33 protein-coding genes and 1 tRNA gene are annotated in these 20,981 nt (G+C 54.8%); 13 read left to right on the top strand and 21 right to left on the bottom strand.

Annotated features, from left to right (window positions below):
- Positions 1-215: 215 nt before the first annotated feature.
- From AC5SEO_RS05085 to AC5SEO_RS05130, 10 genes are all read right to left on the bottom strand, one after another.
- Positions 216-572, bottom strand: coding sequence for a helix-turn-helix domain-containing protein (locus tag AC5SEO_RS05085; protein ID WP_174068129.1), 357 nt, complete (start codon positions 570-572; stop codon positions 216-218).
- Positions 553-939: a type II toxin-antitoxin system RelE/ParE family toxin gene (locus AC5SEO_RS05090; RefSeq protein WP_174068128.1), complete on the bottom strand. Its 387-nt coding sequence runs from the start codon at positions 937-939 to the stop codon at positions 553-555. Before AC5SEO_RS05090 ends, AC5SEO_RS05085 begins: the two co-directional genes overlap by 20 nt.
- 227 nt (positions 940-1,166) lie before the next feature.
- Positions 1,167-1,796 (bottom strand): hypothetical protein, encoded by a 630-nt coding sequence (locus tag AC5SEO_RS05095; protein WP_174068127.1) that lies wholly within the window; start codon positions 1,794-1,796, stop codon positions 1,167-1,169.
- An 8-nt stretch (positions 1,797-1,804) separates the two neighbouring features.
- A complete protein-coding gene (locus AC5SEO_RS05100) occupies positions 1,805-2,254 on the bottom strand; it encodes a thermonuclease family protein (protein WP_236771154.1) in 450 nt (149 codons plus the stop codon).
- Between the two features lies 1 nt (position 2,255).
- A complete protein-coding gene (locus tag AC5SEO_RS05105) occupies positions 2,256-2,510 on the bottom strand; it encodes a hypothetical protein (RefSeq protein WP_174068126.1) in 255 nt (84 codons plus the stop codon).
- A 30-nt stretch (positions 2,511-2,540) separates the two neighbouring features.
- Complete coding sequence (locus AC5SEO_RS05110) at positions 2,541-3,044, bottom strand: hypothetical protein (protein ID WP_236771152.1); 504 nt, start codon at positions 3,042-3,044, stop codon at positions 2,541-2,543.
- Positions 3,045-3,125: 81 nt separating this feature from the next.
- Positions 3,126-3,491 carry a hypothetical protein gene (locus AC5SEO_RS05115; RefSeq protein ID WP_174068125.1) on the bottom strand — a complete coding sequence of 122 codons (366 nt, stop codon included), beginning with the start codon at positions 3,489-3,491 and terminating at the stop codon, positions 3,126-3,128.
- 105 nt (positions 3,492-3,596) lie between these two features.
- A complete protein-coding gene (locus AC5SEO_RS05120) occupies positions 3,597-3,878 on the bottom strand; it encodes a DUF6074 family protein (RefSeq protein WP_174068124.1) in 282 nt (93 codons plus the stop codon).
- An 89-nt stretch (positions 3,879-3,967) separates the two neighbouring features.
- Complete coding sequence (locus tag AC5SEO_RS05125) at positions 3,968-4,552, bottom strand: hypothetical protein (protein ID WP_174068123.1); 585 nt, start codon at positions 4,550-4,552, stop codon at positions 3,968-3,970.
- Entirely contained in the window at positions 4,552-4,800 is a 249-nt protein-coding gene (locus AC5SEO_RS05130; RefSeq protein ID WP_174068122.1) for a helix-turn-helix domain-containing protein, read from the bottom strand. Before AC5SEO_RS05130 ends, AC5SEO_RS05125 begins: the two co-directional genes overlap by 1 nt.
- 113 nt (positions 4,801-4,913) lie before the next feature.
- On the opposite strand from AC5SEO_RS05130, the gene AC5SEO_RS05135 reads away from it, so the two are divergent.
- Genes AC5SEO_RS05135 through AC5SEO_RS05165 form a run of 7 tightly spaced genes read left to right on the top strand, consistent with a single transcriptional unit; the run spans position 4,914 to position 8,297 of the window.
- Positions 4,914-5,282 carry a hypothetical protein gene (locus AC5SEO_RS05135; RefSeq protein WP_174068121.1) on the top strand — a complete coding sequence of 123 codons (369 nt, stop codon included), beginning with the start codon at positions 4,914-4,916 and terminating at the stop codon, positions 5,280-5,282.
- Between the two features lie 31 nt (positions 5,283-5,313).
- Positions 5,314-5,817 carry a hypothetical protein gene (locus AC5SEO_RS05140; protein WP_421460943.1) on the top strand — a complete coding sequence of 168 codons (504 nt, stop codon included), beginning with the start codon at positions 5,314-5,316 and terminating at the stop codon, positions 5,815-5,817.
- The gene (locus AC5SEO_RS05145) at positions 5,814-6,632 is read left to right on the top strand and encodes a hypothetical protein (protein ID WP_112161923.1); all 819 of its coding nucleotides are present in this window, start codon (positions 5,814-5,816) and stop codon (positions 6,630-6,632) included. Before AC5SEO_RS05140 ends, AC5SEO_RS05145 begins: the two co-directional genes overlap by 4 nt.
- Entirely contained in the window at positions 6,629-7,087 is a 459-nt protein-coding gene (locus AC5SEO_RS05150) for a S24 family peptidase (protein ID WP_174068119.1), read from the top strand. The genes AC5SEO_RS05145 and AC5SEO_RS05150 overlap by 4 nt, the downstream gene beginning before the upstream one ends.
- On the top strand, positions 7,084-7,269 hold the full coding sequence (locus AC5SEO_RS05155) for a GcrA family cell cycle regulator (protein WP_112161921.1): 186 nt from the start codon (positions 7,084-7,086) through the stop codon (positions 7,267-7,269). Before AC5SEO_RS05150 ends, AC5SEO_RS05155 begins: the two co-directional genes overlap by 4 nt.
- Entirely contained in the window at positions 7,266-7,700 is a 435-nt protein-coding gene (locus AC5SEO_RS05160; protein WP_174068118.1) for a hypothetical protein, read from the top strand. Before AC5SEO_RS05155 ends, AC5SEO_RS05160 begins: the two co-directional genes overlap by 4 nt.
- A 54-nt stretch (positions 7,701-7,754) precedes the next feature.
- Positions 7,755-8,297 carry a hypothetical protein gene (locus AC5SEO_RS05165; RefSeq protein ID WP_174068117.1) on the top strand — a complete coding sequence of 181 codons (543 nt, stop codon included), beginning with the start codon at positions 7,755-7,757 and terminating at the stop codon, positions 8,295-8,297.
- A gap of 427 nt (positions 8,298-8,724) precedes the next feature.
- Here AC5SEO_RS05165 and AC5SEO_RS05170 read toward each other — a convergent pair whose 3' ends face one another.
- Positions 8,725-9,132 (bottom strand): hypothetical protein, encoded by a 408-nt coding sequence (locus AC5SEO_RS05170; RefSeq protein WP_174068116.1) that lies wholly within the window; start codon positions 9,130-9,132, stop codon positions 8,725-8,727.
- A 65-nt stretch (positions 9,133-9,197) separates the two neighbouring features.
- Entirely contained in the window at positions 9,198-9,479 is a 282-nt protein-coding gene (locus tag AC5SEO_RS05175; protein WP_174068115.1) for a DUF5334 family protein, read from the bottom strand.
- Between the two features lie 791 nt (positions 9,480-10,270).
- On the opposite strand from AC5SEO_RS05175, the gene AC5SEO_RS05180 reads away from it, so the two are divergent.
- A complete protein-coding gene (locus tag AC5SEO_RS05180) occupies positions 10,271-10,966 on the top strand; it encodes a C13 family peptidase (protein ID WP_495363795.1) in 696 nt (231 codons plus the stop codon).
- Positions 10,967-11,480: 514 nt separating this feature from the next.
- Here AC5SEO_RS05180 and AC5SEO_RS05185 read toward each other — a convergent pair.
- The 6 genes from AC5SEO_RS05185 to AC5SEO_RS05210 all read right to left on the bottom strand — a co-directional run bounded on the left by AC5SEO_RS05185 (position 11,481) and on the right by AC5SEO_RS05210 (position 14,677).
- Positions 11,481-12,065 (bottom strand): hypothetical protein, encoded by a 585-nt coding sequence (locus AC5SEO_RS05185; RefSeq protein WP_174068113.1) that lies wholly within the window; start codon positions 12,063-12,065, stop codon positions 11,481-11,483.
- A 96-nt stretch (positions 12,066-12,161) separates the two neighbouring features.
- Complete coding sequence (locus AC5SEO_RS05190) at positions 12,162-12,539, bottom strand: YdcA family protein (RefSeq protein ID WP_495363796.1); 378 nt, start codon at positions 12,537-12,539, stop codon at positions 12,162-12,164.
- 75 nt (positions 12,540-12,614) lie between these two features.
- A complete protein-coding gene (locus tag AC5SEO_RS05195) occupies positions 12,615-13,409 on the bottom strand; it encodes a hypothetical protein (RefSeq protein ID WP_174068112.1) in 795 nt (264 codons plus the stop codon).
- 279 nt (positions 13,410-13,688) lie between these two features.
- Positions 13,689-13,871, bottom strand: a complete 183-nt coding sequence (locus AC5SEO_RS05200) for a hypothetical protein (protein WP_174068111.1) — start codon at positions 13,869-13,871, stop codon at positions 13,689-13,691.
- Positions 13,872-13,985: 114 nt separating this feature from the next.
- A complete protein-coding gene (locus AC5SEO_RS05205) occupies positions 13,986-14,435 on the bottom strand; it encodes a hypothetical protein (protein WP_174068110.1) in 450 nt (149 codons plus the stop codon).
- 151 nt (positions 14,436-14,586) lie between these two features.
- Positions 14,587-14,677: transfer RNA gene (locus AC5SEO_RS05210), tRNA-Ser, on the bottom strand.
- A 163-nt stretch (positions 14,678-14,840) separates the two neighbouring features.
- On the opposite strand from AC5SEO_RS05210, the gene AC5SEO_RS05215 reads away from it, so the two are divergent.
- Both AC5SEO_RS05215 and AC5SEO_RS05220 read left to right on the top strand, forming a co-directional pair.
- The gene (locus AC5SEO_RS05215; protein ID WP_003512218.1) at positions 14,841-15,182 is read left to right on the top strand and encodes a hypothetical protein; all 342 of its coding nucleotides are present in this window, start codon (positions 14,841-14,843) and stop codon (positions 15,180-15,182) included.
- Between the two features lie 95 nt (positions 15,183-15,277).
- Positions 15,278-15,454 (top strand): hypothetical protein, encoded by a 177-nt coding sequence (locus tag AC5SEO_RS05220; protein ID WP_013635788.1) that lies wholly within the window; start codon positions 15,278-15,280, stop codon positions 15,452-15,454.
- Between the two features lie 3 nt (positions 15,455-15,457).
- On the opposite strand, the gene AC5SEO_RS05225 is transcribed toward AC5SEO_RS05220, so the two are convergent.
- A complete protein-coding gene (locus AC5SEO_RS05225; RefSeq protein ID WP_111796138.1) occupies positions 15,458-16,258 on the bottom strand; it encodes an aldolase/citrate lyase family protein in 801 nt (266 codons plus the stop codon).
- 7 nt (positions 16,259-16,265) lie between these two features.
- Complete coding sequence (locus AC5SEO_RS05230) at positions 16,266-17,483, bottom strand: NAD(P)/FAD-dependent oxidoreductase (RefSeq protein ID WP_111789344.1); 1,218 nt, start codon at positions 17,481-17,483, stop codon at positions 16,266-16,268.
- 328 nt (positions 17,484-17,811) lie between these two features.
- On the opposite strand from AC5SEO_RS05230, the gene AC5SEO_RS05235 reads away from it, so the two are divergent.
- Positions 17,812-18,159, top strand: a complete 348-nt coding sequence (locus tag AC5SEO_RS05235; RefSeq protein ID WP_013635784.1) for a hypothetical protein — start codon at positions 17,812-17,814, stop codon at positions 18,157-18,159.
- 159 nt (positions 18,160-18,318) lie between these two features.
- On the top strand, positions 18,319-19,431 hold the full coding sequence (locus AC5SEO_RS05240) for a pyridoxal phosphate-dependent aminotransferase (protein WP_313595756.1): 1,113 nt from the start codon (positions 18,319-18,321) through the stop codon (positions 19,429-19,431).
- A 407-nt stretch (positions 19,432-19,838) separates the two neighbouring features.
- Here the strand turns inward: AC5SEO_RS05240 and AC5SEO_RS05245 are convergent, their stop codons facing one another.
- Complete coding sequence (locus tag AC5SEO_RS05245) at positions 19,839-20,105, bottom strand: SEL1-like repeat protein (RefSeq protein WP_003496982.1); 267 nt, start codon at positions 20,103-20,105, stop codon at positions 19,839-19,841.
- A gap of 481 nt (positions 20,106-20,586) precedes the next feature.
- On the opposite strand from AC5SEO_RS05245, the gene AC5SEO_RS05250 reads away from it, so the two are divergent.
- Positions 20,587-20,925 carry a DUF2147 domain-containing protein gene (locus AC5SEO_RS05250; RefSeq protein ID WP_013635782.1) on the top strand — a complete coding sequence of 113 codons (339 nt, stop codon included), beginning with the start codon at positions 20,587-20,589 and terminating at the stop codon, positions 20,923-20,925.
- The last annotated feature ends 56 nt before the right edge of the window (positions 20,926-20,981 follow it).

Consider the following 20,981-nt stretch of genomic DNA (forward strand, 5'->3'; position numbering starts at 1 on the left):
CGTGCGCGATTACGCCTGAAGAGGCCGTCTAGGCGCATCGAAAATCGCGCTTACGAATTAACAGAAGGCTTTGTTTCTAAGGCTGCTCAAAACATCTTCCCTCTTTAGGGAAGATAGAAGGACCCCTCCCGGCAGGAGGGCTTCACATCGGCCCTACCTGCCTGGTTGGCAAGCGCAAAGAGAATAGAGAGAGGAGAAGCATTCGGTCCCGATCATCATCCATATCGTGCTGCACGGGAAGCACTGACAGTCAATTTCCCGCGGCGGTTACCATGAGTTTCACCAAGCCTGACATCAATATCGATCCCAAGCTCAATCAAGTAATTAACGAGCCTGTCGACGGTGAAATCTTTCAATTTTCCACGAGTGATATTGGAAATCTTCGCCTGATCTGTCTTCAGAATATTAGCCACGTCTTTCTGTGTTAACTTCCGCTGCTCAATGGCAGCAGAAATTCTTCGGGCAATATCAATTTTGAGCTTCTCCTTGGCGTCCAATTCGACGCCAAGATCAGCAAAAATGTCGCCCGAACTTCTGACGATTTTCACGTCATCAAGTTTGTTGTCGACCATTTTTCGTAACTTTCTCTGTTTCCAAATCCTGGAAATGTTTCTGTTCAGCCTGCTTAAGGCGCTCCCTAATGAGCCTCATATCTTTAGGAGGAGTTTTAGCACCCCGCAGAGACTTTTTCATGTAAGCGTGGAGCACGTAGATAATATCACCAAGCTTGACGGTATACACAGATCTATAGGTGTCGCCGTCGCAATTTGATATTACTTCCAACACGCCAGCTCCGCCGAAGCCAAGCATTGGCGTAACGTTAATTGCTTTTCCCCCGCCCTGAGCGGTGTAAATCGCAAATCCAACTTCTCGTTTTACGTCCTCGGGAAAATTCTTGATGTCATCTAAACTGCTTCCCACAAATACTACGTCTTTCATTGCTCAAATTTCCTCTGTTTTGTTTGGCAATAATGGGCATTGGCTTACTCCGTAGGTTTTATTGTTAACTAGCACCGCTCGGCCCCCTTTCGGTCCAGACCAAGCGCTTAACTTATGCTACATTTGGCATGAAAATTCAAGACTGACTTTTGCTGAATTTGGCATATTTGATGCGGTTCATCGGCGTTGTCGTAGCGGTTATAGATTGCTGCTACTCTTCTGACCCATCAGCGATGGTTCTTCGCGGCCTCAACGCGCTTGCGGTAGGCCAAAAGCGCTTTCCAAGCGTGAGCGCCAGCGCTGGTGAGTGAGACTACATGATTGATTTTTTGGCCTTGTCCCGTCTGGACAGCGATAAATCCACGTCTTTCAAGTTTCTTACGGGTGTTGTCACCCAGCCCTTTTAGCGCGCTCGCTCGGACAGGCTTGTTCACGCCTATTTTAGCTAAGTGCTGCATAATGGGCTCTTCCCAATAGTCGAATGCAAACTCGCTCGGAGGTTTGCCGAATATGAGATTTCGACGCTCGTCTTCTTTCCGCCTCGCCTCTAGCCGCTCTGCTTCTTCTTCCGCATCTATCTCGGCGTCCCAATCATCATCTTCTTTCCAAGCTCTCATGACGCTGTCTATTTGCGGGGAAGCTGGAACCTCTCTGACGACAATCGCCCATCCCTTCATTCTCACGTAGTACCGGCGGCTGACCGAATAGAATTTTGTGGTCGGCATATCGAGACAGAGTGTGTCACCCACATTAGGGCAGGTCCCGAAATGCGAAAGCGGGAAATCGAGCATTGAAGATAGCGGCTCGCCATCGATCAGCTCATAGATTCGAATGCGGGCATAATTCTCGCTGGTCATTCCACGGCTTATACAGCGTCGCCGTGGCACCAATCAATGTGATGCTTCGGACGCCACTCTCGCGCCAGTCCTTCCGACATGAGAACCTGCCCCGCTTCCCGGCCATCGGGAAGGTAGATGTTGACGAGCGGTCGGCGGCTTTGCGTCCGGTCCCTCGCGCCGCTGTCCTCAATGCGAGGCACGCCGGCCAGCAGCAGTTCTTTCAGCCTGGCCTTCGCCTTCAGCGCTAGATCCCGCTCATAGTCGCATTTGGCGCGGCTTCCCATCTCGGGCGCATCCACGCCAGACTTGAACGGCACCCCGCCGCCCAGCAGCCGCAGGTTTTGGCCGTCGCATTTGATCGTGTCGCCATCAATGACAATAAGCGATGCACAAGATACGCCTTGCCCAGCCGTTAAAATAACAGGAAATAACGTAAACGCAGCAACCGCACCTATTGAGAAAAGAACTCTGATCATCTCACCGGTCTCTTTGCATCTGCCTCAAACGGAAGCTGACTTCGGCCACGGCTCCGAGAATTGTTGCGACGACGATGGCATATACGCCTCGATCTATCACGGCGCCTGCGCTTTTCGAACCCGGTGCATAACGCGCCAACGCCTGCTCGTAGGGGAGAAACAGGCCCTCGCCTATAGATATTCCAAGAAGCAGTTGGGAGACGCCGATCAACAAAGAAAGCGCAGCAATAATTCTAGCGAGGTAGGAGAAAAACATTATTTCCACCGTCTTGACGAGAGAAGGAGTTCAGTACTGGGGTTTTATCAAAACGCGCCCACGGACTGAGGGCGGATAAATGCAAACCACGGCCTTCTGTCGGAGCGCCCACGCCGATCTGCTGTGTCCATGCAGCCATCTCATTGTTGGAGTGATCAAATCATCCTCAGGGCGGCATTCAACCGCTCTACCGATAATGTCCATTCTCCGCCCGGAAAACCCACCGTCATGAGGGTTTCTCCCAAACTTCGATTGCCCAAAATCCTTAGTCCACACGGCTCGAAAGGGGAAAGGTTTCTCCAAGCCGCCGCGGTAGAACGCCCAAACGTCGATATCCTTCAGGCCATTCTTCTGATCCAAGAAGTGCAGTGCGCCACCTTGAGCCAAAGTGAGCATAAGCAGCCTATCGCGATATAGTCCCGCGACTGGTGCTCGTTCGTAAATTTCTGCCAACCTTTCTAGCGCCGCGTTCGCAAAGCGATTCAGGTCATCCTCGTCGATCTTTTCCATCGACCGTTCAACCAACGTATTCATGGCAGACCTCCGCTGATCGTGGGCTAGCAGGGCAATGCTCGTTTAGACCGCACTCGATCAAAACCAAACAAAAAATTCGTTTCATTCGTCGCACCACCAAGCCATGTAGACGGAATGAAGTGGGTCCAACTGCTGCTGACTAGTAGGCCCTTCACTAGGATAGTAGCGGCCATCTCTACGTTCAGGGTTGTACTTTCGATAAATATTGAGCCGCTTATCCGACTTGATCAGGTCCTGAATTGACTGCTCTAGTTGATGGGCTTCGTCTTTTGTCAGGCCGTTCGCCAGTACAACCGAGTATTGATACCCATGTTTTCGTCGGTACTCACCTTGGCGAAACCTCAACGGGCGCCTCGTATAACCAATCATGAATTCCTGCACGTGTTTCGAGGCAGCGATACACCAAACGGTGTCCCAGTATTTGAAAATTGTGGATTGTCTCAGCATTTGCCCCTCACTCAATTGAGTGACAAATAGTCCTAGAAAGCTAATTGATTATGAAACCTCTGATTGTTGCTCGCCTAGCAAACCATCAGTTGTCGGCAGCACCACTCACGACTGCCGCAACATCATCTCTGCGCCAACCGCTCTCCAGAATGCTGCCCGCTCAATTTCGATCGCTTCGCCCGACAGGCCGATTTTTGTTAGCTGGCCCGTGATGGCTTCATCGACTTGCCGGCGGTAATGCTCTGCGCTCTTTTCCGTCGGCTTGTCGAGCATCTTGGCCGCAGTATCCCTAATGCGACCTATCCGATTGACCATAGGAAAGGGTATCAGCCTGCATTCCGGCTGCTTCCATGTGAACAGCGTTAGCTTGTCGGCGTCATTGCTCATCCGCTGCACTCCCTCACCAGAGTATATATAGCACTACGGGTTTCCGTAGTCGGTTGTTGCATTGAAAACAAAGGACAATTTTCCACCTGTCACTCCCCGTTTTGGCGACGGACTACGGGAACCCGTAGCGGGCGGACTACGGAATCACGTAGCGGGCTTTTTTTCTTCCTGCCCGGTTTCGAGCGTGCGTCAGCCAGTTGCTTTCTGACCACCTCAGACCACAAGCGGGCTTCTGCCATCGTGAACCGCCGCCATTCGTTTGTTGCCGGTGCACCGTCATGAGTGCCATCAAAGGTAAGGGTGAAAACTGTAGGGTGTGCGGTGCCATTGCCAGCGCGACCCTTCGTCATCTTCACAAGCCGTTTGTAGGCCAGTTCGTCCAGAGCATCGGCTATGCTGCTGAAGGTCACCCCGTAAGCGTAGAACTGGTCGTGCGTCACTATAAGCTTACCGTTCTCGGAACGGCCATGTGAGATGTGCTCGATAATCAGCCGATCCAGCGCCTTGCGGGCGTTCACAGAAAGCGATCGATAGGCTGCGGATTCCAGAAGCTCACGAGTGATAGCCATCCACCCGCCTTGATCCGCTGGCGGCTGGGTATTCTTCTTGACCATGTTGTAGGTCTTGCCGGCAGAGGTTCGGCTCATGTCGCGCGGGTTGAAGACTGGAGGCATCAAGCATGCTTCTTTGCAAGGCGCACGCCGGGGCCGCCACTCGTTGCTTCGCCGTCTTCTAAGAACATCACCCCAGCCGCCTGTAGTGCTTTCTTAACGGCATCGACGTTGCCGGCGGTGCTGCGCTCGGTACCAACACCTTCCATCCTTTTAATCGTCTGAACGGAAAGCTCCGTGGCCTTCGCGATGTCATCTTGCGTAAGCCCTACTAGGGCGCGTGCTGCCTTTATCTGGGCGGCGGTTATCATGCGTAACTCCTAAATGTAACTTTTCGTATAATAAACGTACCCTAATGGTTGACACCATACAATACGTTCGTTATACCTAAAGTACAACATAGTTAATTCTGAGGGACAAAGCAATGCCGAACACCACCGTTCCGGTCACCGCCGAAGGCATGCCCAAATTCGACCTAGCAGCAATCATGTCTGATGCATGGGAGCGCTACCGCTATATCCGCCGCCAGTACGCTGCATGGCAGATCGAGCACGGCATTGTGGACGCCTCGTTCTCGGCCTGCCTCAAGACCGCATGGCGCGTTGCCAAGCAGAACCGCACCAAAGCCGCCGTAGCTGCCAAAGTTGCCACGCTGGCCGATACACCTGCCGGTGGCCGTCTTCGCGCTCTCCGTGCCGCTCTGGCCGATACCGACACGCTTTCATTCCGCTACAGCGCTGCCGCCCGTCGCGCTTCTATCAAATCCGAAATCGTCGCCCTTACGGCGCACTGAACCAGACAGACCACAAAGAGGAGATACCATCATGCCGAACACGATTCCGGCCGCTGGCGAAGCTATGCCCGTTGAAGTGCAATCCCCGAAGATGCGGATCGATGCTCTTCTTGAAGAAGCAGTGAAAATCATCCGGGATAATCCCGATCTGATGATCGACTACGTTACGGCCAACAAGCATGGCATTTACGCCAGCTTTGCTATTCCCGGTACCGAGGAACATCCGTGGACCAAGGCGCGCCGTCTGATGAAGGAGCTTTCGGCCACGCTGGACGATTGCGACGATGCAACGTGGTTTGCCCATGTCATGCCGCCGCGACCGCAAGCTTTCACTGGGTTCGGTGCTTACCCCATGGGGCAGAAGCCGGATGAACTGGCGGTGGATCATATCGAGCGCCTGTCGTGGGAGCTCTCCGAAACGTTGAGCGGCTATCAGAACGGCGCGTTTCAGGCCGTTGTGCTGCCTTCCTCGTCTGCTGGGCACACCGTAATGCTGACCAAGCTCGGCGTGTTCGATCTGAGGGCAAAGGCATGAAAACGACCCGTAGAACTTTCCTCGGCGGCGCTGCTGCCGCCTCTCTGCCCGTCACTGCTGGCGCCTGCGTTGCTGTAACAGCAATTCAGGCCCAAGCCGCAGCGCCTGCGCCAATTGCTGAAAACCCCGATCTGCTGGCGGCGTATGCCCGCCTGCGGGATGCTCAGGCTGAATTGCATAATGCAAAGGACGCGCTGGAGTGGATAGCTGACGAGTGGCGGCACCTGTGGCCGCTCGCTCCCGAAGAACTGCTTGGCCCAGCTGGGGCTGACCGCCATATGGGGCACGCGGTAGGCGAAACAGACATTATCGGCAATTTCATCCTTCGGGATTGCTCAACTCTCACCAAGCGTCTTTCACCACAGTTCCGAAAGGTTGACCGGCGCGACTGCTTTTCCATCATCACGACGACGGAGGCCCAAAGCTGGCTGGAAGATTTTCAGCAACGGAAGCCACGAGGCAGGACGCCCGAAGCTATTGCTCAATCGCAGGAAGTCATTGACCGCAACATTCGTGAATACAGCCAGCGCGTCGAGCTCGCACGCACCTATGAGAAGGAAACCGCCCGACTGCGTAGGGCCGCCGGCGTCGAGGCAGCAAAACGCCGTATCGAGGATGCCAAGGAAAAGTTCTTCGCCGCATGCAGTGATGTTTCAAAGATACCCGCATGCGGTCCCGAAGGATTGCTCATCAAAGCAGAGGCCATCAACGCGACCGGCTATATGGACAGCTTCACTCGCTGCGAAGGCGTTGTTGGCGAGATGGCCCGCTTCGTGCAGCAAGTAATAGACATGGGCGGGAGGGTGTCCATATGAATGCTCTCATCAACCGACCGCAACAGCACAACACGCTGAACGTCTACCGGACCCTGCCGCCGCACTGCATCGCCTTCGAGGTGACGGACCGTCATAGCCTCCCCTTCATCGAGCCGGGGGAGGTCGTGGTGATCGACACCGAAGACCGGACGCCCCGCGTGGGCGATATCTATGTCATCGAGTGGATCGGCGACCGGCGCAATGTCTGCCAAGCCCGCCACAGTGCATGGCAAAAGGCCGGTGAAGAACCACGCTGGCATGTCGGCTCTATGAGGACCACGACACCCGCAGAGTTCCAAGACTGGCTTGCCACTGCCGCTGAAGCAAACCGCAAGGGCATGGTGCCTCAATGGGGCGGCGGCTGGGCTGAAGGCCCCTTCAGTTTCGACTATCTGGAGAGCAAGCTCGTTGGCGCTGTCATCGGCCTCTACATGCCGGGTGGAACCAAGGCATGACGGAAGCTCTTGCCGAAGGCCGCCCGCTTCACCTGCTGAAGACCAGCGATTGCCGCTATCCCCTCACTTCCCCCGCGCGTCACGAGCCGCATGTGTTTTGCGGCTCCCCCGCCATTGACGGCAAACCCTACTGCGCCGCCCACTGCGCGCTTGCCTATCGCCCGAAAGGTAAATCACAATGAACCGCCGCACCTTCATGAAGGCCGCCGTCATTGCCGCCGCCACCCCGACCGTCACCGCCCTTGCCGACACCGCCGACCACGTAACGCTCTCTCACCTCATCGAGCTTCACACACTGGCCTATGAGGCTGACAGCGCGGAATGGGGGAAACTGTTCGACCTTGATCCTTCCGGCTTCCGTGTAGACCCGTCGCCCGAATACCTCGCTCAAGAGGCGCGTTGCCAGGATGCAAAGACCGTCGTGGAGCGAATGGAGGCGGCAATCTTCGCCTACCAGCTATCAACGTTCGATGACGTGTTGACGCTCACGCGGTGGGTTCATGACCGGCTCAGCGACTGCCGAGCATACTTCTACTGCGACGAAAGCACCGTGCACGCCATCTTCACACAGATTGCCCTTACGGCCAGAGGGGTGACTGATAGAGCATCTTGACAGATGGTTTCATTGAGACCATTTTGGTTTCAATGAAACCTAATAAGGTGCCCTATGAATAACGACGCTGCGACCGACCTGCACATCCAAGCTTTTGAATACCTCAACGAGCACTGGCACATCGGAATGCCGAGCATAACTAACGTTCCAGAACTGTTGGGGATAAACAGGAATACATTCAAAACTCGGATAGCGCGGGGCCAGGCGCTGGCACTGCGAGAACCAAACGGAGAGTTGCGATCGACTTTGGTCTTCACAGGATATCATCTTGTCTACAACCTGCTATCTGACCGGCTACTTCGCTATGGCTTCTCAGTCCAACACGATGAAACCTCGCTGGCGTCAGAACCACACACTTACGCCATTTGGGCCGGTGAAAAGGTTCTCAATTCTCCATACCACACCGACGCGATATTGAAGTTCAGCAGAGATTCAGATGGCAAAGCAATGGGACTTGCTTTTGCAGACGGCGACACCAATCTTCCCTACAGTGATTGTGCTCTTATTATGCCAATCGGACACATGGTTAGGCGCCTAGCTATATCAGTTCACATGCGATCGAACCCAGCACGTTACGGGATTCAAGAGGTTGTGTGACGGCTTCAAGCGGCTAGTGAAAATCGATGAGGCGCTGTGTTCCTGCTTTTTTTGCGTCAGTCTATGGCCCGAAAACCACGTTGCCATGCGCCTTGGCAGAAACTAGGAATATCATTAAGGAATCCCATGCTGGCGTGAGAAGGCGGTACGCCCCTCAAACACGGCAGCGCGTAAGTCCGCGTAAATACCTTCAGCGGGGAGTGTGCACCAACCTTCGGCTACGACGTCACCATCGTCCTCCGACACATAGTAATACTGCTCCGCCCAGCTGTAAAAGCCATCTTTCCTCTGTAGGATGACAACGCGACGTGTGGGATGGAGTGCATGACTGACCTCCACAATTTCAAGCTCCTGCACGACTTGCATCTCATTCCTCCGATCGATTCCGCCAGTAGCATTTGCTGATGCCGGCGGGCGACAGACCTACTTACGGAATATTCTTATCTATTTCAGATGCCACCCGGATATGCTCTGCCGTTTGACTGCTCAAAGTAGGGTCTACCCAATTGGTAGGAATGGTAACTCGGTTGAGGCCATGGGTGGAGACGAGCGAATTCATATACGCAACCGTAGCGCCGCTTGATTTCGTAGCACAGACGATGACGTCTACCGATTGCGACAATCCGAAATCTACACCAGCCTTTATCATCGACGGATTGTCACCACCGGTTACCACGCAAATCTTATGCGATTTTCCGTGTTTCTGAATGGTTATTACCAAAATAAAGTCTCTCGGAGACAATGGAGCGAAAATGCCATGGTTCTCGGCAAATTTTCTGATGGAAGACGTCTTTCCAGAACTGGAAATCCCTTCGACAACGATTACCTTTGTCAATGCTAATACCTTTGTGATGAGCTCATGCTACTTTTGGTAAATTCGCTTGCCCGTGATGGATGCAGCTATTCGTCCTCCATTTCGAACGTGCGGTACTCACCGCTTTCACTATCATAAACTTCGACTTCGACGGACGACCCAGAGCGTCTAATTGATTGGACTTCAACGTCACGATACGAGCCGGAGCCGTAATCATAAACCTCGATATCGCTACCTGGGCGAACCAGATTACCGCTCCCTATTTCAACGTCATTTCCGCTAGCAGCATCGACGCCGTCCCACGCAAACGAATTGGCGGTCGGAGAAAGAAACGCTACGAAAGCAGTAATCAGGAATTTTGTGCGCATTAACGCCCCCCTCATCTTTAGTAATAGCCGCCCGGTCGAGACATCGCACTGCGGTGTCCACAAAGGCTGCCATCCGCTGCTCTGTCATAATAGGAGTAGCAATTGCCAGGGTAGCGTGTCGGCGGGTATCCCCCGCCTCCACAATGATTGTTCGCACAAACGGCGATAGCCGTTCCCACAAGCGCCACGGCGACCAGGGCTGCGGCCGCTGCATCCTGGTTCCGAACCATCTCTGGACATTGATAGAACTGCACACCGCGCCGGCTGAGTTCTTTTGCGAGGTCCTGCTGAAACGCTGGATCTTGGCTTTGCAAATATGTGCGACAGAGCGTCGGCTTATCGATCGACTTCGGATTGGCGTTAAATGCCTCACGCGACGTGGTGCATGCGCTCAAGGCGCACGAAATGAATAGGGCGCCGAGCACCCTCAAATAAACAATTGTCAAAAAAGCCCCCAATAACGTCCCCGTGATTACAAAAAACACGCAGAGAGATTGGAGTCGAGTCTACTCAACTAGAATTTTTATTAGGAAGAGTAAATGGAGCATCCGGTGCTTGAATCACAGACGGTTAAATAGGTCCTGTTGAGCAAGTGGTATTCGGCGCGTTCTACCGCTGCCCTCTGGGTACGGTCTACCGCCAGGGCGCAGCGTTCGACTGCCCCCGACAAGTTAGGCGTACCAGCTAGTAAACATTGGCATTTCAAACGTCGTACCTTGAAAATTTGCTAAAGCGCGCCATGCTGAATAAACGACTAGGTGGAGTGTGCCGTGCGCGGGATTGTGACTTTGTTGAATGCGGTTCTGTTGTTGGTCCTCACCATTGAGAAAGCGTCATCGACTGATTGGGCGGTAGTAGCTATCTCAGGTGATAGTGAAATTGCGGTCTTTGATAATGCACGCGCCAAGCTTTCCCAAGAATTCAGTCCAGTGGCATCCTCGATAGTCCAGTTAACTAACGATGACCGCCTCGTAGACGGAGGACGGCGAGTCCACGAGAATACCGCTGACAATATAATTGCGTCTATAAGAGGCCTTAGGGGTCAGACTAGAAGCAATTGTCTTATTTACTTCACGTCGCATGGCCAAAAAGCCGCGGGAGTTTTTATCAGACGGGCCAATTCAAACGTCGGCCCCTCGTTACTGAATGAGCTTTTGAAGGACGGTTGCCCTAAGCGAAAAACCGTCATCCTCATTTCGGCCTGTTACTCTGGTCAATTCATCAACGACGAGATGAAAGGGGCGAGCAGAATTATCCTCACCTCTGCCAGAAGCGATCGAACTTCTTTTGGGTGCTCGTCTGATTTCGAGTTCCCTTACTGGGATGAATGCGTTTTTCAAAACTTGAAAGAAGCAGGGACTTGGAAAAGCCTGTACGAAAAGGCTAGGGCCTGCGTCTCCGTCAAGGAGAACGAAAGAGGCTTCGAGCCTTCAGAGCCACAGGCGTTTTTCGGGAGCAAGGTGACCGACCTGCGGATATTTGATTGAGGCGGATTGGACCGTATGCTCGTGGCTTCACGACATGCAATGCGAACGTGATGCGAGCTGCCTGTTAGCGAATGTTAGCGTCAACAGAAGGTTGTGGGAAGCGTGAAACCCACGTTCCGGCTTTTTTGCGTCAGTCCATGGGCTGAAAAATCCCGGTTCCCGCTTTTTTTGACTCAGTATGCCGGGTAGAAAAATCGAGCGTCGGCTTTTTTCCAGTCAGTCTAGAACCTTAAAAAACTGAAATCGCAAGCGTTCCCAGACATCGGCCGACTTTTACTCCGTTGGAGGAAAATGAGAGAAGGCATAACGGAAGCCTAGTTCCGTTTATTGACGCTGCGCTGCCAGAAAGCTCACAAAAATTGATGCAGTTGTCTTCATCCATTATCATGCGTTGTGAGAGCGCACGGCCACCGATGAACCGGCGCAAGAGGATTGGCCGACCTTCAGGGGTATGGTCTTTTCTTTTGGCTCAAACTCCTGTGGGCCTCCATACTGTGGAGAACCTGAACACCTTCTAGCTTTTTTCATCACTGGTTAGCGCGGCGCCTAACCCGAAAAGACCACCGAAAGCGCCACGAGGTGGAGACCTCATTAGAGCTTCCGCAATCCGCTGGAGAGACATCCTGCTCTTGATGGAGCGTAGGTTGTTATCGACCGTCTGGATCTCGTCTATACGAGCTAGGAATTCCTCTACGGTCCAGTCCGTTTCTGCGAATTTGAGGTGTTTCTTGGCCTCGATCGTGAAAAACTCTACGCCGTCAGTTTTGGGGCTTGCTCTAAAGGCGGTGTGAGCAACAATGTTCCTGGTTTCGGAAATCTTTCGAGCTCGCACGGCCCATTTGTCGAATTCGTCTGCCTTGGCTTTGTCAGTGACGTAGTAGTTCACCAGCGACCGAAGCGCATTGATCTTGTCATTCAGGGACATGTTTCTTGTGATGATTGATAGCTTGGGCGGCTCGACGTCCAGCACGTCGCCCATAGCGCCGTTGATCCCAGCCTCAAGGAGAGCGAAGTAACCCATAAACCCACCGACAAGTGTGAATGCCCTCGTGTCGTGATCAAGCGCAAGAAGCGCACTTTTCGACATTGGTGCAGCCATTCGTTCTCCACAGTTACCTACGCCAGTACTCAAGAATGCACGGCATGTAACGGCGGCGCAACGATTGACTTAGGGTACTGGTAGAGCGCCGGCGCGCTACTTCCTGAGGTAGCTTTTCCCACCATCTTCTTTGAGGCAGTATTGCCCTCCACGCGGGCCGGTGCAGTAAGACCCGCCACGGCATGAACAGTCCTTTGAAGTCGTAGGTACCATATCAGCGGCTCCCGACCCAATCACTCCGAGACTGCCCATCGTGGCTATGCAGGACTTCTTGCTGGCGCTGACCGACCCATCCATACAAATGAAGGTATCGCCTTGGCATCGCTCTATGCCGCCCTTCTTGCCGCTGCATGGCGTGTTTGCTGACATTGCTGATCCGGCGAGGAGCATAATGCCAACCGCAATCATAAACCCCTTCATGAGCCACCCCGCGTTGCATGAGCCGAGTATGCTGCCAAAGGATTGAAGAAACATTCTCCGCGATGGTTAAGGCTGGAAGAATGACCGCCACGCGGCAGATTGGCAACCGCGCAGAAGATGCGTATTGGTTTACGATGTATCGCCTTCATGCAAATCGGGATGAGACAGGGCTGGATGCGCCTCGCGAAGCGCTCTTTGCAGGAACTCACACGTTCGCTCGAATTTTCCTCTTTGGCTGAGCGGATTGTCTACTGCACGATACCCGAGGCCGCACCTCACCTCGTTGTTTGGATTGCGCTGCCAAACATGAATGATACCCTCATCATCTGGACCAGTTATCGCAAAATCGATGTACGTAAGCTTCCCCACCAGTTTAACAATTTCGGGATGGTCGAACGCGTTTATCTCCAGTCGATGCGCAAAAAGATTGCGAATCTCGGCAATCTTCTTCAGCGCAGTCAACGCACCCTTCCCGATGATACCCAGAGCAAAAGCTACGTCTACGCGAGCAGTGAAGGTGCTGAGTGGCCCGTTCTTCATCGGATCGAATATACGATCAATCACTTTTGGGTCCGTAGCCAGACCCGGAAAATGACGTTCGATCGCCAAACGCAGATGCTCCTCAACGACACTTGTTCGTACAAGTGCTACTGAACGGTCCGCCTCTACTTGAGCTTGGTAAATCGCTTGGGCTTGAACTTTTTGTCTATCGTAAGCCTCCCTCCCACCAAAGGCCGATGCCATTCTCTCTTCTATGTTTGCAGCGAACGCCTCCCCCCAAGCAGATATTTCTTCTGCCGTAAAAACCGGCGAAGGCGGAACCGGCCCATCGTTCCCCGACATCAATCTATCTAGGGCCGCCTCTTGCCATTTGCGGAGTTGTTCGCCCATTTCAGCAAGACGTTCTTCACTGACTGCTTCCAATTGCGACCCCTCAGGAAATGGATGACGTAAACCACGACCGCTACCAGTAGCGGATGATGTATTGACCGCGAGACGTTCAACACAAATTTAAAGTCATAAGTCGAACGCTACAGCCGAGACGACACTAGATCGAGACATACGCACAAGCGAGGCTTTGAATTTAATCAAAAGGAATCAAAGCCGCCCGGCGCCTTGCACGCTCACGGTAAAACTCCGAATAGGGGAGGTTCGAGCCGCCGTCTGTCCACTCAGATGAGTGGGGAAGATCGGTAACTATCGTCAGCCGGCTCCTTCTTCGCGAACCAGCGCATGCTGAGTCAGCAAATAGGCGTCAGCTTCGGCCTTGGAATAAAAGAAACGTTCCCGGCGAGCTTTTCCACCAATGTTAAAAGTCACCACAAGCCAACCGTCACCATCCTTTTCGAGGCTTGCCGAAGCCATCGGTTTGTCTTCAAACGCCAATCTCTAATCCCCCTATGTCACACCCATCCTAGTATCAAGAATGCACGTCACGAAAACTCGCGCAAGGGTTGGCAAAGGGCTTTACCGCCACGCGACGATCTGATTGGCCGCTCGTCAAGCCTCGTCGCCAAAAGCAGCGATGATGACCGGATATCCTGGGTGTTGCTCATCAAACCACCTCGTGGCGATGTGAGATACAAATTCATCCGGGTCTAACGGTAGCCCAGTGGCATGAACGGTAGGAGCATTTACGTGCAAAAGGCTCGCAAGCGCCTGCCGATGATACGCATAAAGTGCACCGCTCTTGATGCAACAGGCAGCCACATCGAACTGAACCGTTGCAAGACCAAGCTTTGCCGCAGCGTCGGCAAGAGCTTCCGGTGTAAGTCGTAAGAACTTTTCGATCGTGTACAGCGGCAGATAGCCAATTGGCTTAGAGACGCCCACTTCCATCAAACTCTGCAACAGCGTATTTCGTTGCTCGTCGCTCAGAGTAGGAAGCACTTCCATCAAGCAGTAGCCCATGTTGGAGAATGTCGAAGCGCTGACTGCGATTCGGTCCATCGCCGCTCACACCTGCGCAACTATTGCATAAAGGTCGCAGCTGTTCACCAAAGTTCGCAGATATTCGACGCTCAAAGTGGGGAAGGAAATGGGGAAGCGGAAGAACGCGGGTCGATTTCCGCAGTGCCATCAATCTCTTAATTGAAATTGATGGCGGAGAGGATGGGATTCGAACCCACGATACGCTTTTGACGTATACTCCCTTAGCAGGGGAGCGCCTTCGACCACTCGGCCACCTCTCCGGTGCGGCCTGATTATTGCTTTAAAAAAATGAATGCAAGGGTTTTTCGCCAAGAAGCCGAAAAACCTGTTGGCCGAACACCCGCCAGCGAAACTTTGCGGGCCATTGGGGAACTTCTTCTCTTCCGGCACGTTCTGGCTTCGGTAACAAAAAGAGGTGTTCTAATGGCTCAGACCAAACTGAATGTTGTCGAAGATACGATCGAAAACCAGATCGCGGAGTTGCGCTCGCAGATTTCGTCTCTCTCCAAGTCCGTTTCCGCTCGTGCGGAAGGCGTTGGTGAAGATGCATCCGAATTTCTGGACGAGGCTCGTGGCCGCGTTCGCAAGGCGGCAAGCAATGTGCGCGCCCAGGGCCAGAACGTTGTGGAAGCAGTCAAGGAAAACCCCGGCACTGCAACCTCGCTGCTGACGATCGTCGGCGCACTCGGCTTTGCGATCGGTTATGCGGTCGGCGCTGGTACTCAGCAGAGTTCTTCGAACAGCAGCCTTTATCGCTGGCGTTGATTGCCGCACTAGAGGCTAGAATTCAGGCAAGGCGGGATACGTTCCGCCTTGCCTGTTCGCATATATTTCAGAGAATTGACGAACGGGGGGCGGAAATGGTGTTCAGCAGCGATCTTGAAGAGGCATTGTCTGATTTCGCGAGAGATCACGGCATTGACAGGGATGAGGCTATCCAGCGCATCGTCCGCGCCGCACTCATCAATAACGGTTATCTCGCTTCCGGCGAAGAAGGCATTCCGCCGGAAAAGCTGAACGCCAGCAACGATGACTAAGACTCAATATCCGGATTTGGATGGCGCAGGCGCTGAGCCGCCCTTGTAGCGGCTGGAGAGCGCACGCAGTGTATTGGAAAACTCCGTGACATCGGCGCCAACAGCCACGAAAGATGCGCCGAGTTCCAGATAACGGCGATTGAAGGTCTCGTTGAAGGTAAGAATGCCCGCAGCTTTGCCGGCCGCCACGATCTTGACGATCGCTGCCTCGATTACGGCCTGCACTTCCGGCTCGTCGAGCCTGCCGAGATAGCCCATATCCGCAGCAAGATCGGCCGGGCCGATGAAGATGCCGTCCACACCTTCCACCGCAAGAATATTGTCGAGATCATTGATCGCGGCGCGCGTTTCGGCCTGCACCAGCAGGCACACGCTGTCGGACGCACTGTCGGCATAATCGGTTATGGTGTTGAAGGCTGAGGCGCGGGCAACCGCCGCCCCCATGCCGCGAATGCCGCGCGGCGGATAGTGCATAGCACTGACCAAAGCTTCAGCCTGCGCCGCCGAATCGACCATGGGCACCAGAAGCGTGCGGGCGCCTGCGTCCAGCAGCTGCTTGATCATCCAGCTTTCGCCAACGGGCACACGCACCACCGGTTCGGCGGGCGATGTAGCGAGAGCGCGCAATTGGTCGATGATGCTGCGAAGATCGTTCGGGCCGTGCTCACCATCGATGACCAGCCAGTCAAAACCCGCTGTTCCGGCAATTTCCGCCGTGATGGCCTCACCCATATCGAGCCAGAGGCCGATTTGCGGCCTGCCGGCGTGGATGGCTGTTTTGAAACGATTTTCGGGAGCGGGCATGATGTCCTCAGGAAAGCAGTAATTTCAGATCGGCGGACGGGTCCGCCAGGATGGCGCGATCCGGCTCAGCGCCGGTATCGAGCAGTTTTTTGCCGGAAACATAGGCCTTGGCATCGTTGACGGCATCAACCGCCACGAATCGCCCGTCGCGGAAATACCAGACCGACCAGCTGCCTTCGCGCGCGCCGGGCCGCAGCACCGTCTCGTCATAACCGAGGTTGAAGCCGGCGATCTGCAGCTTTACCTCGTATTGATCCGACCAGAACCAGGGTTTGGCATCATAGGCGACTTCAGCGCCTGCCAGTACATGCGCGGCGACCTCGGCCTGATCAACCGCGTTCTGGACTGATTCGAGACGCACAAGCTGGCCCCGCCACGGCAGCAACGCGCAATCGCCCACCGCGTGGATATCCTTGTCAGAGCTGCGGGTGTGTTCATCCACCACGATGCCATTGCCGACATCGAGGCCCGATTCGCGGGCAAGGCGATCGTTCGGGGTTACGCCAATGCCGACGATGACGAAATCCACGTCAAGCACCGAACCATCGGAAAGCTCGGCAGCGGCCACCAGGCCATCCATGCCGACGAGCCGCACGAGGCCGGTCTTTTCGCGGATGGAGACGCCGTGCTCCTGATGGATGCCGCGCATGATATCGGCGGTTTCCTTTGCCGCCACGCGCTGGAGAATGCGGTCGGCCATTTCGATCAGCGTGACCTCGAGACCGAGCTTGCGGGCGACGGCTGCCGCTTCCAGACCGATATAACCACCGCCAATAACCAGCAGCCTGCGGCCGGGTTTCATTTCCTCAAACAGCCGGTCAGCATCGCGCTTGTCGCGGACGGTCAGAACCCCTTCGAGATCGCCGCCGATGCTGGCGGGCAGCTCGCGTGGTGCAGCACCGGTCGCCAGTACCAGCTTGTCGTAGGAAAGCGTGCTGCCATCCTGCATGCGAACGGATTTGGCAGCGCGGTCTATCTCCTCCACGAAGGTGGAGAGCCGGATATCGACATTGTTTTCCGCGTACCACTCCTCAGGCCGAAACATCAGCCGGTCGAAGCTCATCTCGCCTAAAAGGTATTTTTTCGACAGTGGCGGCCGTTGATAAGGATAGGCATCCTCCGAGCCGATGATGGTGATGGGGCGCTCATCCTTCAGCGCCCTGAGCTTTGCCGCCAGCGCGAAAGCGGCCTGCCCCGCCCCGACGATTACCAGCCTTCCCGCCACATTTCACTCCCAGAACAATCGCCAATGGGCAGATTTGCCGCACCCTGCGAAGCCATATTGCGGGATCAGGCGTAACGCCAAGTACGGCCCGCGTCAACCGTACAGCGCCACCAGCCCGGTGCAAGCATGACACATTATCACCCCAGACTGCGACACCCTTGCAACCGGAAGGAGCCGGATGCATTTCCTCAAGGGAAACATCGGCTTCCGACAGGCGGTCTGGCCCATGTCGAGACGCACAACAGACAATTGCGCGGATTTCCTTCACGCACTGGCAAGGAAGCCGCGTTAAAATCGGCATCAGGAAAAGGCAATCCGGGAGGTTGTCATGGCTTTACATATTGATCACCGTCAAAGCGTCCCGCAGGACGAGCAATACGAGAAGTTTCAGATCGACCGGCCCGGAAAGATCACCTTCATCGGGCATCACCTCAGCGCCAAGGATACCATGCGCTGCCTGGTGCGCAGCATCTCGCTTTACGGCGCAGAGATCGAGGTCAGCCCGCATCTGGAGATGCCCACCAACTTCTATCTGGAAATTCTCGGCATTCGCGATGAGATCGGCTGCAACCTGATCCGCAGGGAAGAGGAAAAGGTCACCATCGGATTCAACATGTTGATCGACGCGGAATTCCTGCACCATGTGCGCAGGCTGAGTTTCGAGACCAGCGTCTGAGCCGCATCGGCCGATTCGCGGCCGAGTTTTTCTCTCACGGCGCGACGGTGGAAAAAACTGTTCCAAAACAGGCATCCGGTAACCGGGCGCGACTTGCGTCCGGTTTTTTTGCACCTATTGTGTGCCGGGTTTTCAAACAGGTACTGGAAATCTCAGCCAATGTCCGCTTTCTCACGTCTTACGCCGCTAGCCGTCTCTCTTCCTTCAACCGTCCCCTTCGTCGGCCCGGAAGCCATCGAGCGGGGCCGCGGCCTGAAGGTGGAAGCGCGGATAGGCGCCAATGAAAGCGGGTTCGGCCCTGCCCCATCCGTGCTTATGGCCATGCGGGATGCGGCGGCCGAGACCTGGATGTACAGCGATCCGGAAAATTTCGAACTGAAGGAAGCACTCGCCATCCACCACGGCGTTTCGCGTGGCAATATCGCCATTGGCGGCGGTGTCGATGGTTTGCTGGGTGAGATCGTCAGGCTAATCGTTGAGCCGGGCACACCGGTGGTCACCTCGCTCGGCGGTTACCCTACCTTCAACTACCATGTGAACGGCTTTGGCGGAAAACTCGTGACCACGCCATATGTCGACGATCACGAGAACCTCGACGGGCTTCTCGATCTCGTCATCCGGGAAAATGCACCGCTGGTCTATTTCGCCAATCCCGACAATCCGATGGGAAGCTGGTGGGAGGCAAGCGAGGTCGTGGCCTTTGCCCGTGCGCTGCCGGAAACCTGCCTGCTCATTCTGGACGAGGCCTATTGCGAGACCGCACCTGCCAGCGCCGTGCCAAGCATCGACGCCCTTATCGGCCAGCCGAACATCCTGCGCATGCGGACTTTCTCGAAAGCCTACGGACTTGCCGGCGCCCGCGTGGGGTATGCCATCGGCACGCTCGGCAATGTCGAAGCCTTCGACAAGATCCGCAATCATTTCGGCATGGCACGCGTTTCGGTCGCCGGCGCATTGGCGGCACTGAAGGATCAGGCCTATCTGCATGACGTCGTTGGAAAAATTGCGGTGGCTCGAGATCGCATTTCCGCGATTGCCCGCAATAACGGCCTCTCGCCCCTGCCGTCGGCAACCAATTTCGTCACCATCGATTGCCAGCGCGACGGCACTTACGCCCGCGCCATCGTCGACGGCTTGATGGAACATGGCGTGTTCATCCGCATGCCGGGCGTGGCGCCGCTCAACCGCTGCATTCGTGTGAGTGTGGGACCTGATGACAAGCTTGATCTTTTTGAACAGGCATTGCCGAAGGTCATCAAGGCGCTGGGTTGAGGTTTCGCGTGCCTTCTCATTCCTGTTCTTGTCACAGGAATCCAGCCAGCCCAAGTCCTTGGGCTGAGAGGAGTCTTTCGCCACACGGACGTGTGCCGGCTGGATCCCCGTGGCAGACAAAGGGATGAGGATGGCGAGCCAGGCGGCATATGGCGCGATCGACCATTGCGTGCATCGATTCAACATCCTCTGACAAACCCCTGTTCGCGAATCGTTTTCCATCAACCGACATCGCCAGACATAAGAAAACCGCGCCGGCCTTGTTCCTGCCGGTCGCGGTTTGATGTGTCAGCGCAAAAGCTCGTTTCAAAGCCCTCGCCGCATTCCCCTTCGGGTTTACTTTCGTTTGTACCGGTCATCGGGACTGGAGGGAACCGGACCGGAAATTCTGTCGCGGATAAGGTGCGTCAGTGCATCGTCATCCAGTCGCGTGCGGCACGCAGCGCTTCGGCCAGTTCCGCCTTGGTCATGTTGCGGGCAAGATCTGCTCGCAGCGAAGCGGCTCTTTCCGATCCGCGGATCGCGGCGATGTTGAGCCATTTGTGGGCGGCGACCAGATCCACCTTGCATCCCCGGCCGGTCGCATAGACCAGGCCGAGATTGCAAAGGGTGTCGGCGCGGGTTTCGCCACCGGCAACTGCCATTTCGATATCGCGAATTTCAAAGCGTGCCATTGTTTTAATCCCTGTCTTCTCGCCTGTTTCATCAAGTGCCTTCTTGTCGAGGCTAACCTTTGGAACTGCCGTCTTTTGCGGCTTTTTTGTTCTTCCGGCCGGCAGGTTTTCCCTGCGCTTTTGATGACCCCAATATGTCATGAGGCTTTCAACGGGCGCTTAAAAGGCATGATTAATGGGCCGCAAACAAACTGCAAACGATTGGTAAAATTGGGTTTTTGTTAAATATCACGAGGTGCGGAAATTAAGGACTTTCGAGCGAATTTTACGAAAACTTTAGAATTGGATTTCAACCCTTCATTCACCACGATCCAAACAACGGTTTTTTGAATTGCCCCTCTACCGCTCTCCTGACCGACGCAAATGCCGTCTCGCAGCTGGAATTTTCTGTTTCCTTTTACGTGAACGTCAAATACTATCCGCATGCCCGTGCGGAGGACGAAACGGGCAAACAAAGCGCGACATGGACGGAGGAGTTTTTATGAAGCGTGTGATGATGATTGCCGCAGGCCTGCTGATCGGCAGCAACCTTGCTTTTGCTGCTGAGCCCATTGAAGGCAACTGGAAGACGGCGAGCGGCGAGACAGCCGTAATCGGCCCCTGCGGCGCAGCTTTCTGCGTGACGCTGAAGACAGGCAAACATGCGGGAAAACAGATCGGCAAGCTTTCCGGCAAGGGAAACAGCTATTCGGGCGATATTACCGATCCCGCCAATGACAAGACCTATAGCGGCTCCGGCACCGTTTCCGGCAATTCGCTGAGCATGAAGGGCTGCGTGCTGAAAATCCTGTGCAAATCGCAGACCTGGACGCGGTTGTGAGATAAGATGCGGCGGACAGGCTTGTAACAGCCTGTCCGTCGTCGCAGACGGACGTC

The sequence above is a fragment of the Agrobacterium sp. K11 genome (genome assembly GCF_059429395.1).

Excerpts from the sequence above, each read along its gene's own strand:
- AC5SEO_RS05085 (WP_174068129.1), bottom strand. The coding sequence starts at position 572 with ATGGTCGACAACAAACTTGATGACGTGAAAATCGTCAGAAGTTCGGGC.
- AC5SEO_RS05090 (WP_174068128.1), bottom strand. The coding sequence starts at position 939 with ATGAAAGACGTAGTATTTGTGGGAAGCAGTTTAGATGACATCAAGAAT.
- AC5SEO_RS05095 (WP_174068127.1), bottom strand. The coding sequence starts at position 1,796 with ATGACCAGCGAGAATTATGCCCGCATTCGAATCTATGAGCTGATCGAT.
- AC5SEO_RS05100 (WP_236771154.1), bottom strand. The coding sequence starts at position 2,254 with ATGATCAGAGTTCTTTTCTCAATAGGTGCGGTTGCTGCGTTTACGTTA.
- AC5SEO_RS05105 (WP_174068126.1), bottom strand. The coding sequence starts at position 2,510 with ATGTTTTTCTCCTACCTCGCTAGAATTATTGCTGCGCTTTCTTTGTTG.
- AC5SEO_RS05110 (WP_236771152.1), bottom strand. The coding sequence starts at position 3,044 with ATGAATACGTTGGTTGAACGGTCGATGGAAAAGATCGACGAGGATGAC.
- AC5SEO_RS05115 (WP_174068125.1), bottom strand. The coding sequence starts at position 3,491 with ATGCTGAGACAATCCACAATTTTCAAATACTGGGACACCGTTTGGTGT.
- AC5SEO_RS05120 (WP_174068124.1), bottom strand. The coding sequence starts at position 3,878 with ATGAGCAATGACGCCGACAAGCTAACGCTGTTCACATGGAAGCAGCCG.
- AC5SEO_RS05125 (WP_174068123.1), bottom strand. The coding sequence starts at position 4,552 with ATGCCTCCAGTCTTCAACCCGCGCGACATGAGCCGAACCTCTGCCGGC.
- AC5SEO_RS05130 (WP_174068122.1), bottom strand. The coding sequence starts at position 4,800 with ATGATAACCGCCGCCCAGATAAAGGCAGCACGCGCCCTAGTAGGGCTT.
- AC5SEO_RS05135 (WP_174068121.1), top strand. The coding sequence starts at position 4,914 with ATGCCGAACACCACCGTTCCGGTCACCGCCGAAGGCATGCCCAAATTC.
- AC5SEO_RS05140 (WP_421460943.1), top strand. The coding sequence starts at position 5,314 with ATGCCGAACACGATTCCGGCCGCTGGCGAAGCTATGCCCGTTGAAGTG.
- AC5SEO_RS05145 (WP_112161923.1), top strand. The coding sequence starts at position 5,814 with ATGAAAACGACCCGTAGAACTTTCCTCGGCGGCGCTGCTGCCGCCTCT.
- AC5SEO_RS05150 (WP_174068119.1), top strand. The coding sequence starts at position 6,629 with ATGAATGCTCTCATCAACCGACCGCAACAGCACAACACGCTGAACGTC.
- AC5SEO_RS05155 (WP_112161921.1), top strand. The coding sequence starts at position 7,084 with ATGACGGAAGCTCTTGCCGAAGGCCGCCCGCTTCACCTGCTGAAGACC.
- AC5SEO_RS05160 (WP_174068118.1), top strand. The coding sequence starts at position 7,266 with ATGAACCGCCGCACCTTCATGAAGGCCGCCGTCATTGCCGCCGCCACC.
- AC5SEO_RS05165 (WP_174068117.1), top strand. The coding sequence starts at position 7,755 with ATGAATAACGACGCTGCGACCGACCTGCACATCCAAGCTTTTGAATAC.
- AC5SEO_RS05175 (WP_174068115.1), bottom strand. The coding sequence starts at position 9,479 with ATGCGCACAAAATTCCTGATTACTGCTTTCGTAGCGTTTCTTTCTCCG.
- AC5SEO_RS05185 (WP_174068113.1), bottom strand. The coding sequence starts at position 12,065 with ATGGCTGCACCAATGTCGAAAAGTGCGCTTCTTGCGCTTGATCACGAC.
- AC5SEO_RS05190 (WP_495363796.1), bottom strand. The coding sequence starts at position 12,539 with ATGTTTCTTCAATCCTTTGGCAGCATACTCGGCTCATGCAACGCGGGG.
- AC5SEO_RS05205 (WP_174068110.1), bottom strand. The coding sequence starts at position 14,435 with ATGGACCGAATCGCAGTCAGCGCTTCGACATTCTCCAACATGGGCTAC.
- AC5SEO_RS05215 (WP_003512218.1), top strand. The coding sequence starts at position 14,841 with ATGGCTCAGACCAAACTGAATGTTGTCGAAGATACGATCGAAAACCAG.
- AC5SEO_RS05220 (WP_013635788.1), top strand. The coding sequence starts at position 15,278 with ATGGTGTTCAGCAGCGATCTTGAAGAGGCATTGTCTGATTTCGCGAGA.
- AC5SEO_RS05225 (WP_111796138.1), bottom strand. The coding sequence starts at position 16,258 with ATGCCCGCTCCCGAAAATCGTTTCAAAACAGCCATCCACGCCGGCAGG.
- AC5SEO_RS05235 (WP_013635784.1), top strand. The coding sequence starts at position 17,812 with ATGGCTTTACATATTGATCACCGTCAAAGCGTCCCGCAGGACGAGCAA.
- AC5SEO_RS05240 (WP_313595756.1), top strand. The coding sequence starts at position 18,319 with ATGTCCGCTTTCTCACGTCTTACGCCGCTAGCCGTCTCTCTTCCTTCA.
- AC5SEO_RS05245 (WP_003496982.1), bottom strand. The coding sequence starts at position 20,105 with ATGGCACGCTTTGAAATTCGCGATATCGAAATGGCAGTTGCCGGTGGC.
- AC5SEO_RS05250 (WP_013635782.1), top strand. The coding sequence starts at position 20,587 with ATGAAGCGTGTGATGATGATTGCCGCAGGCCTGCTGATCGGCAGCAAC.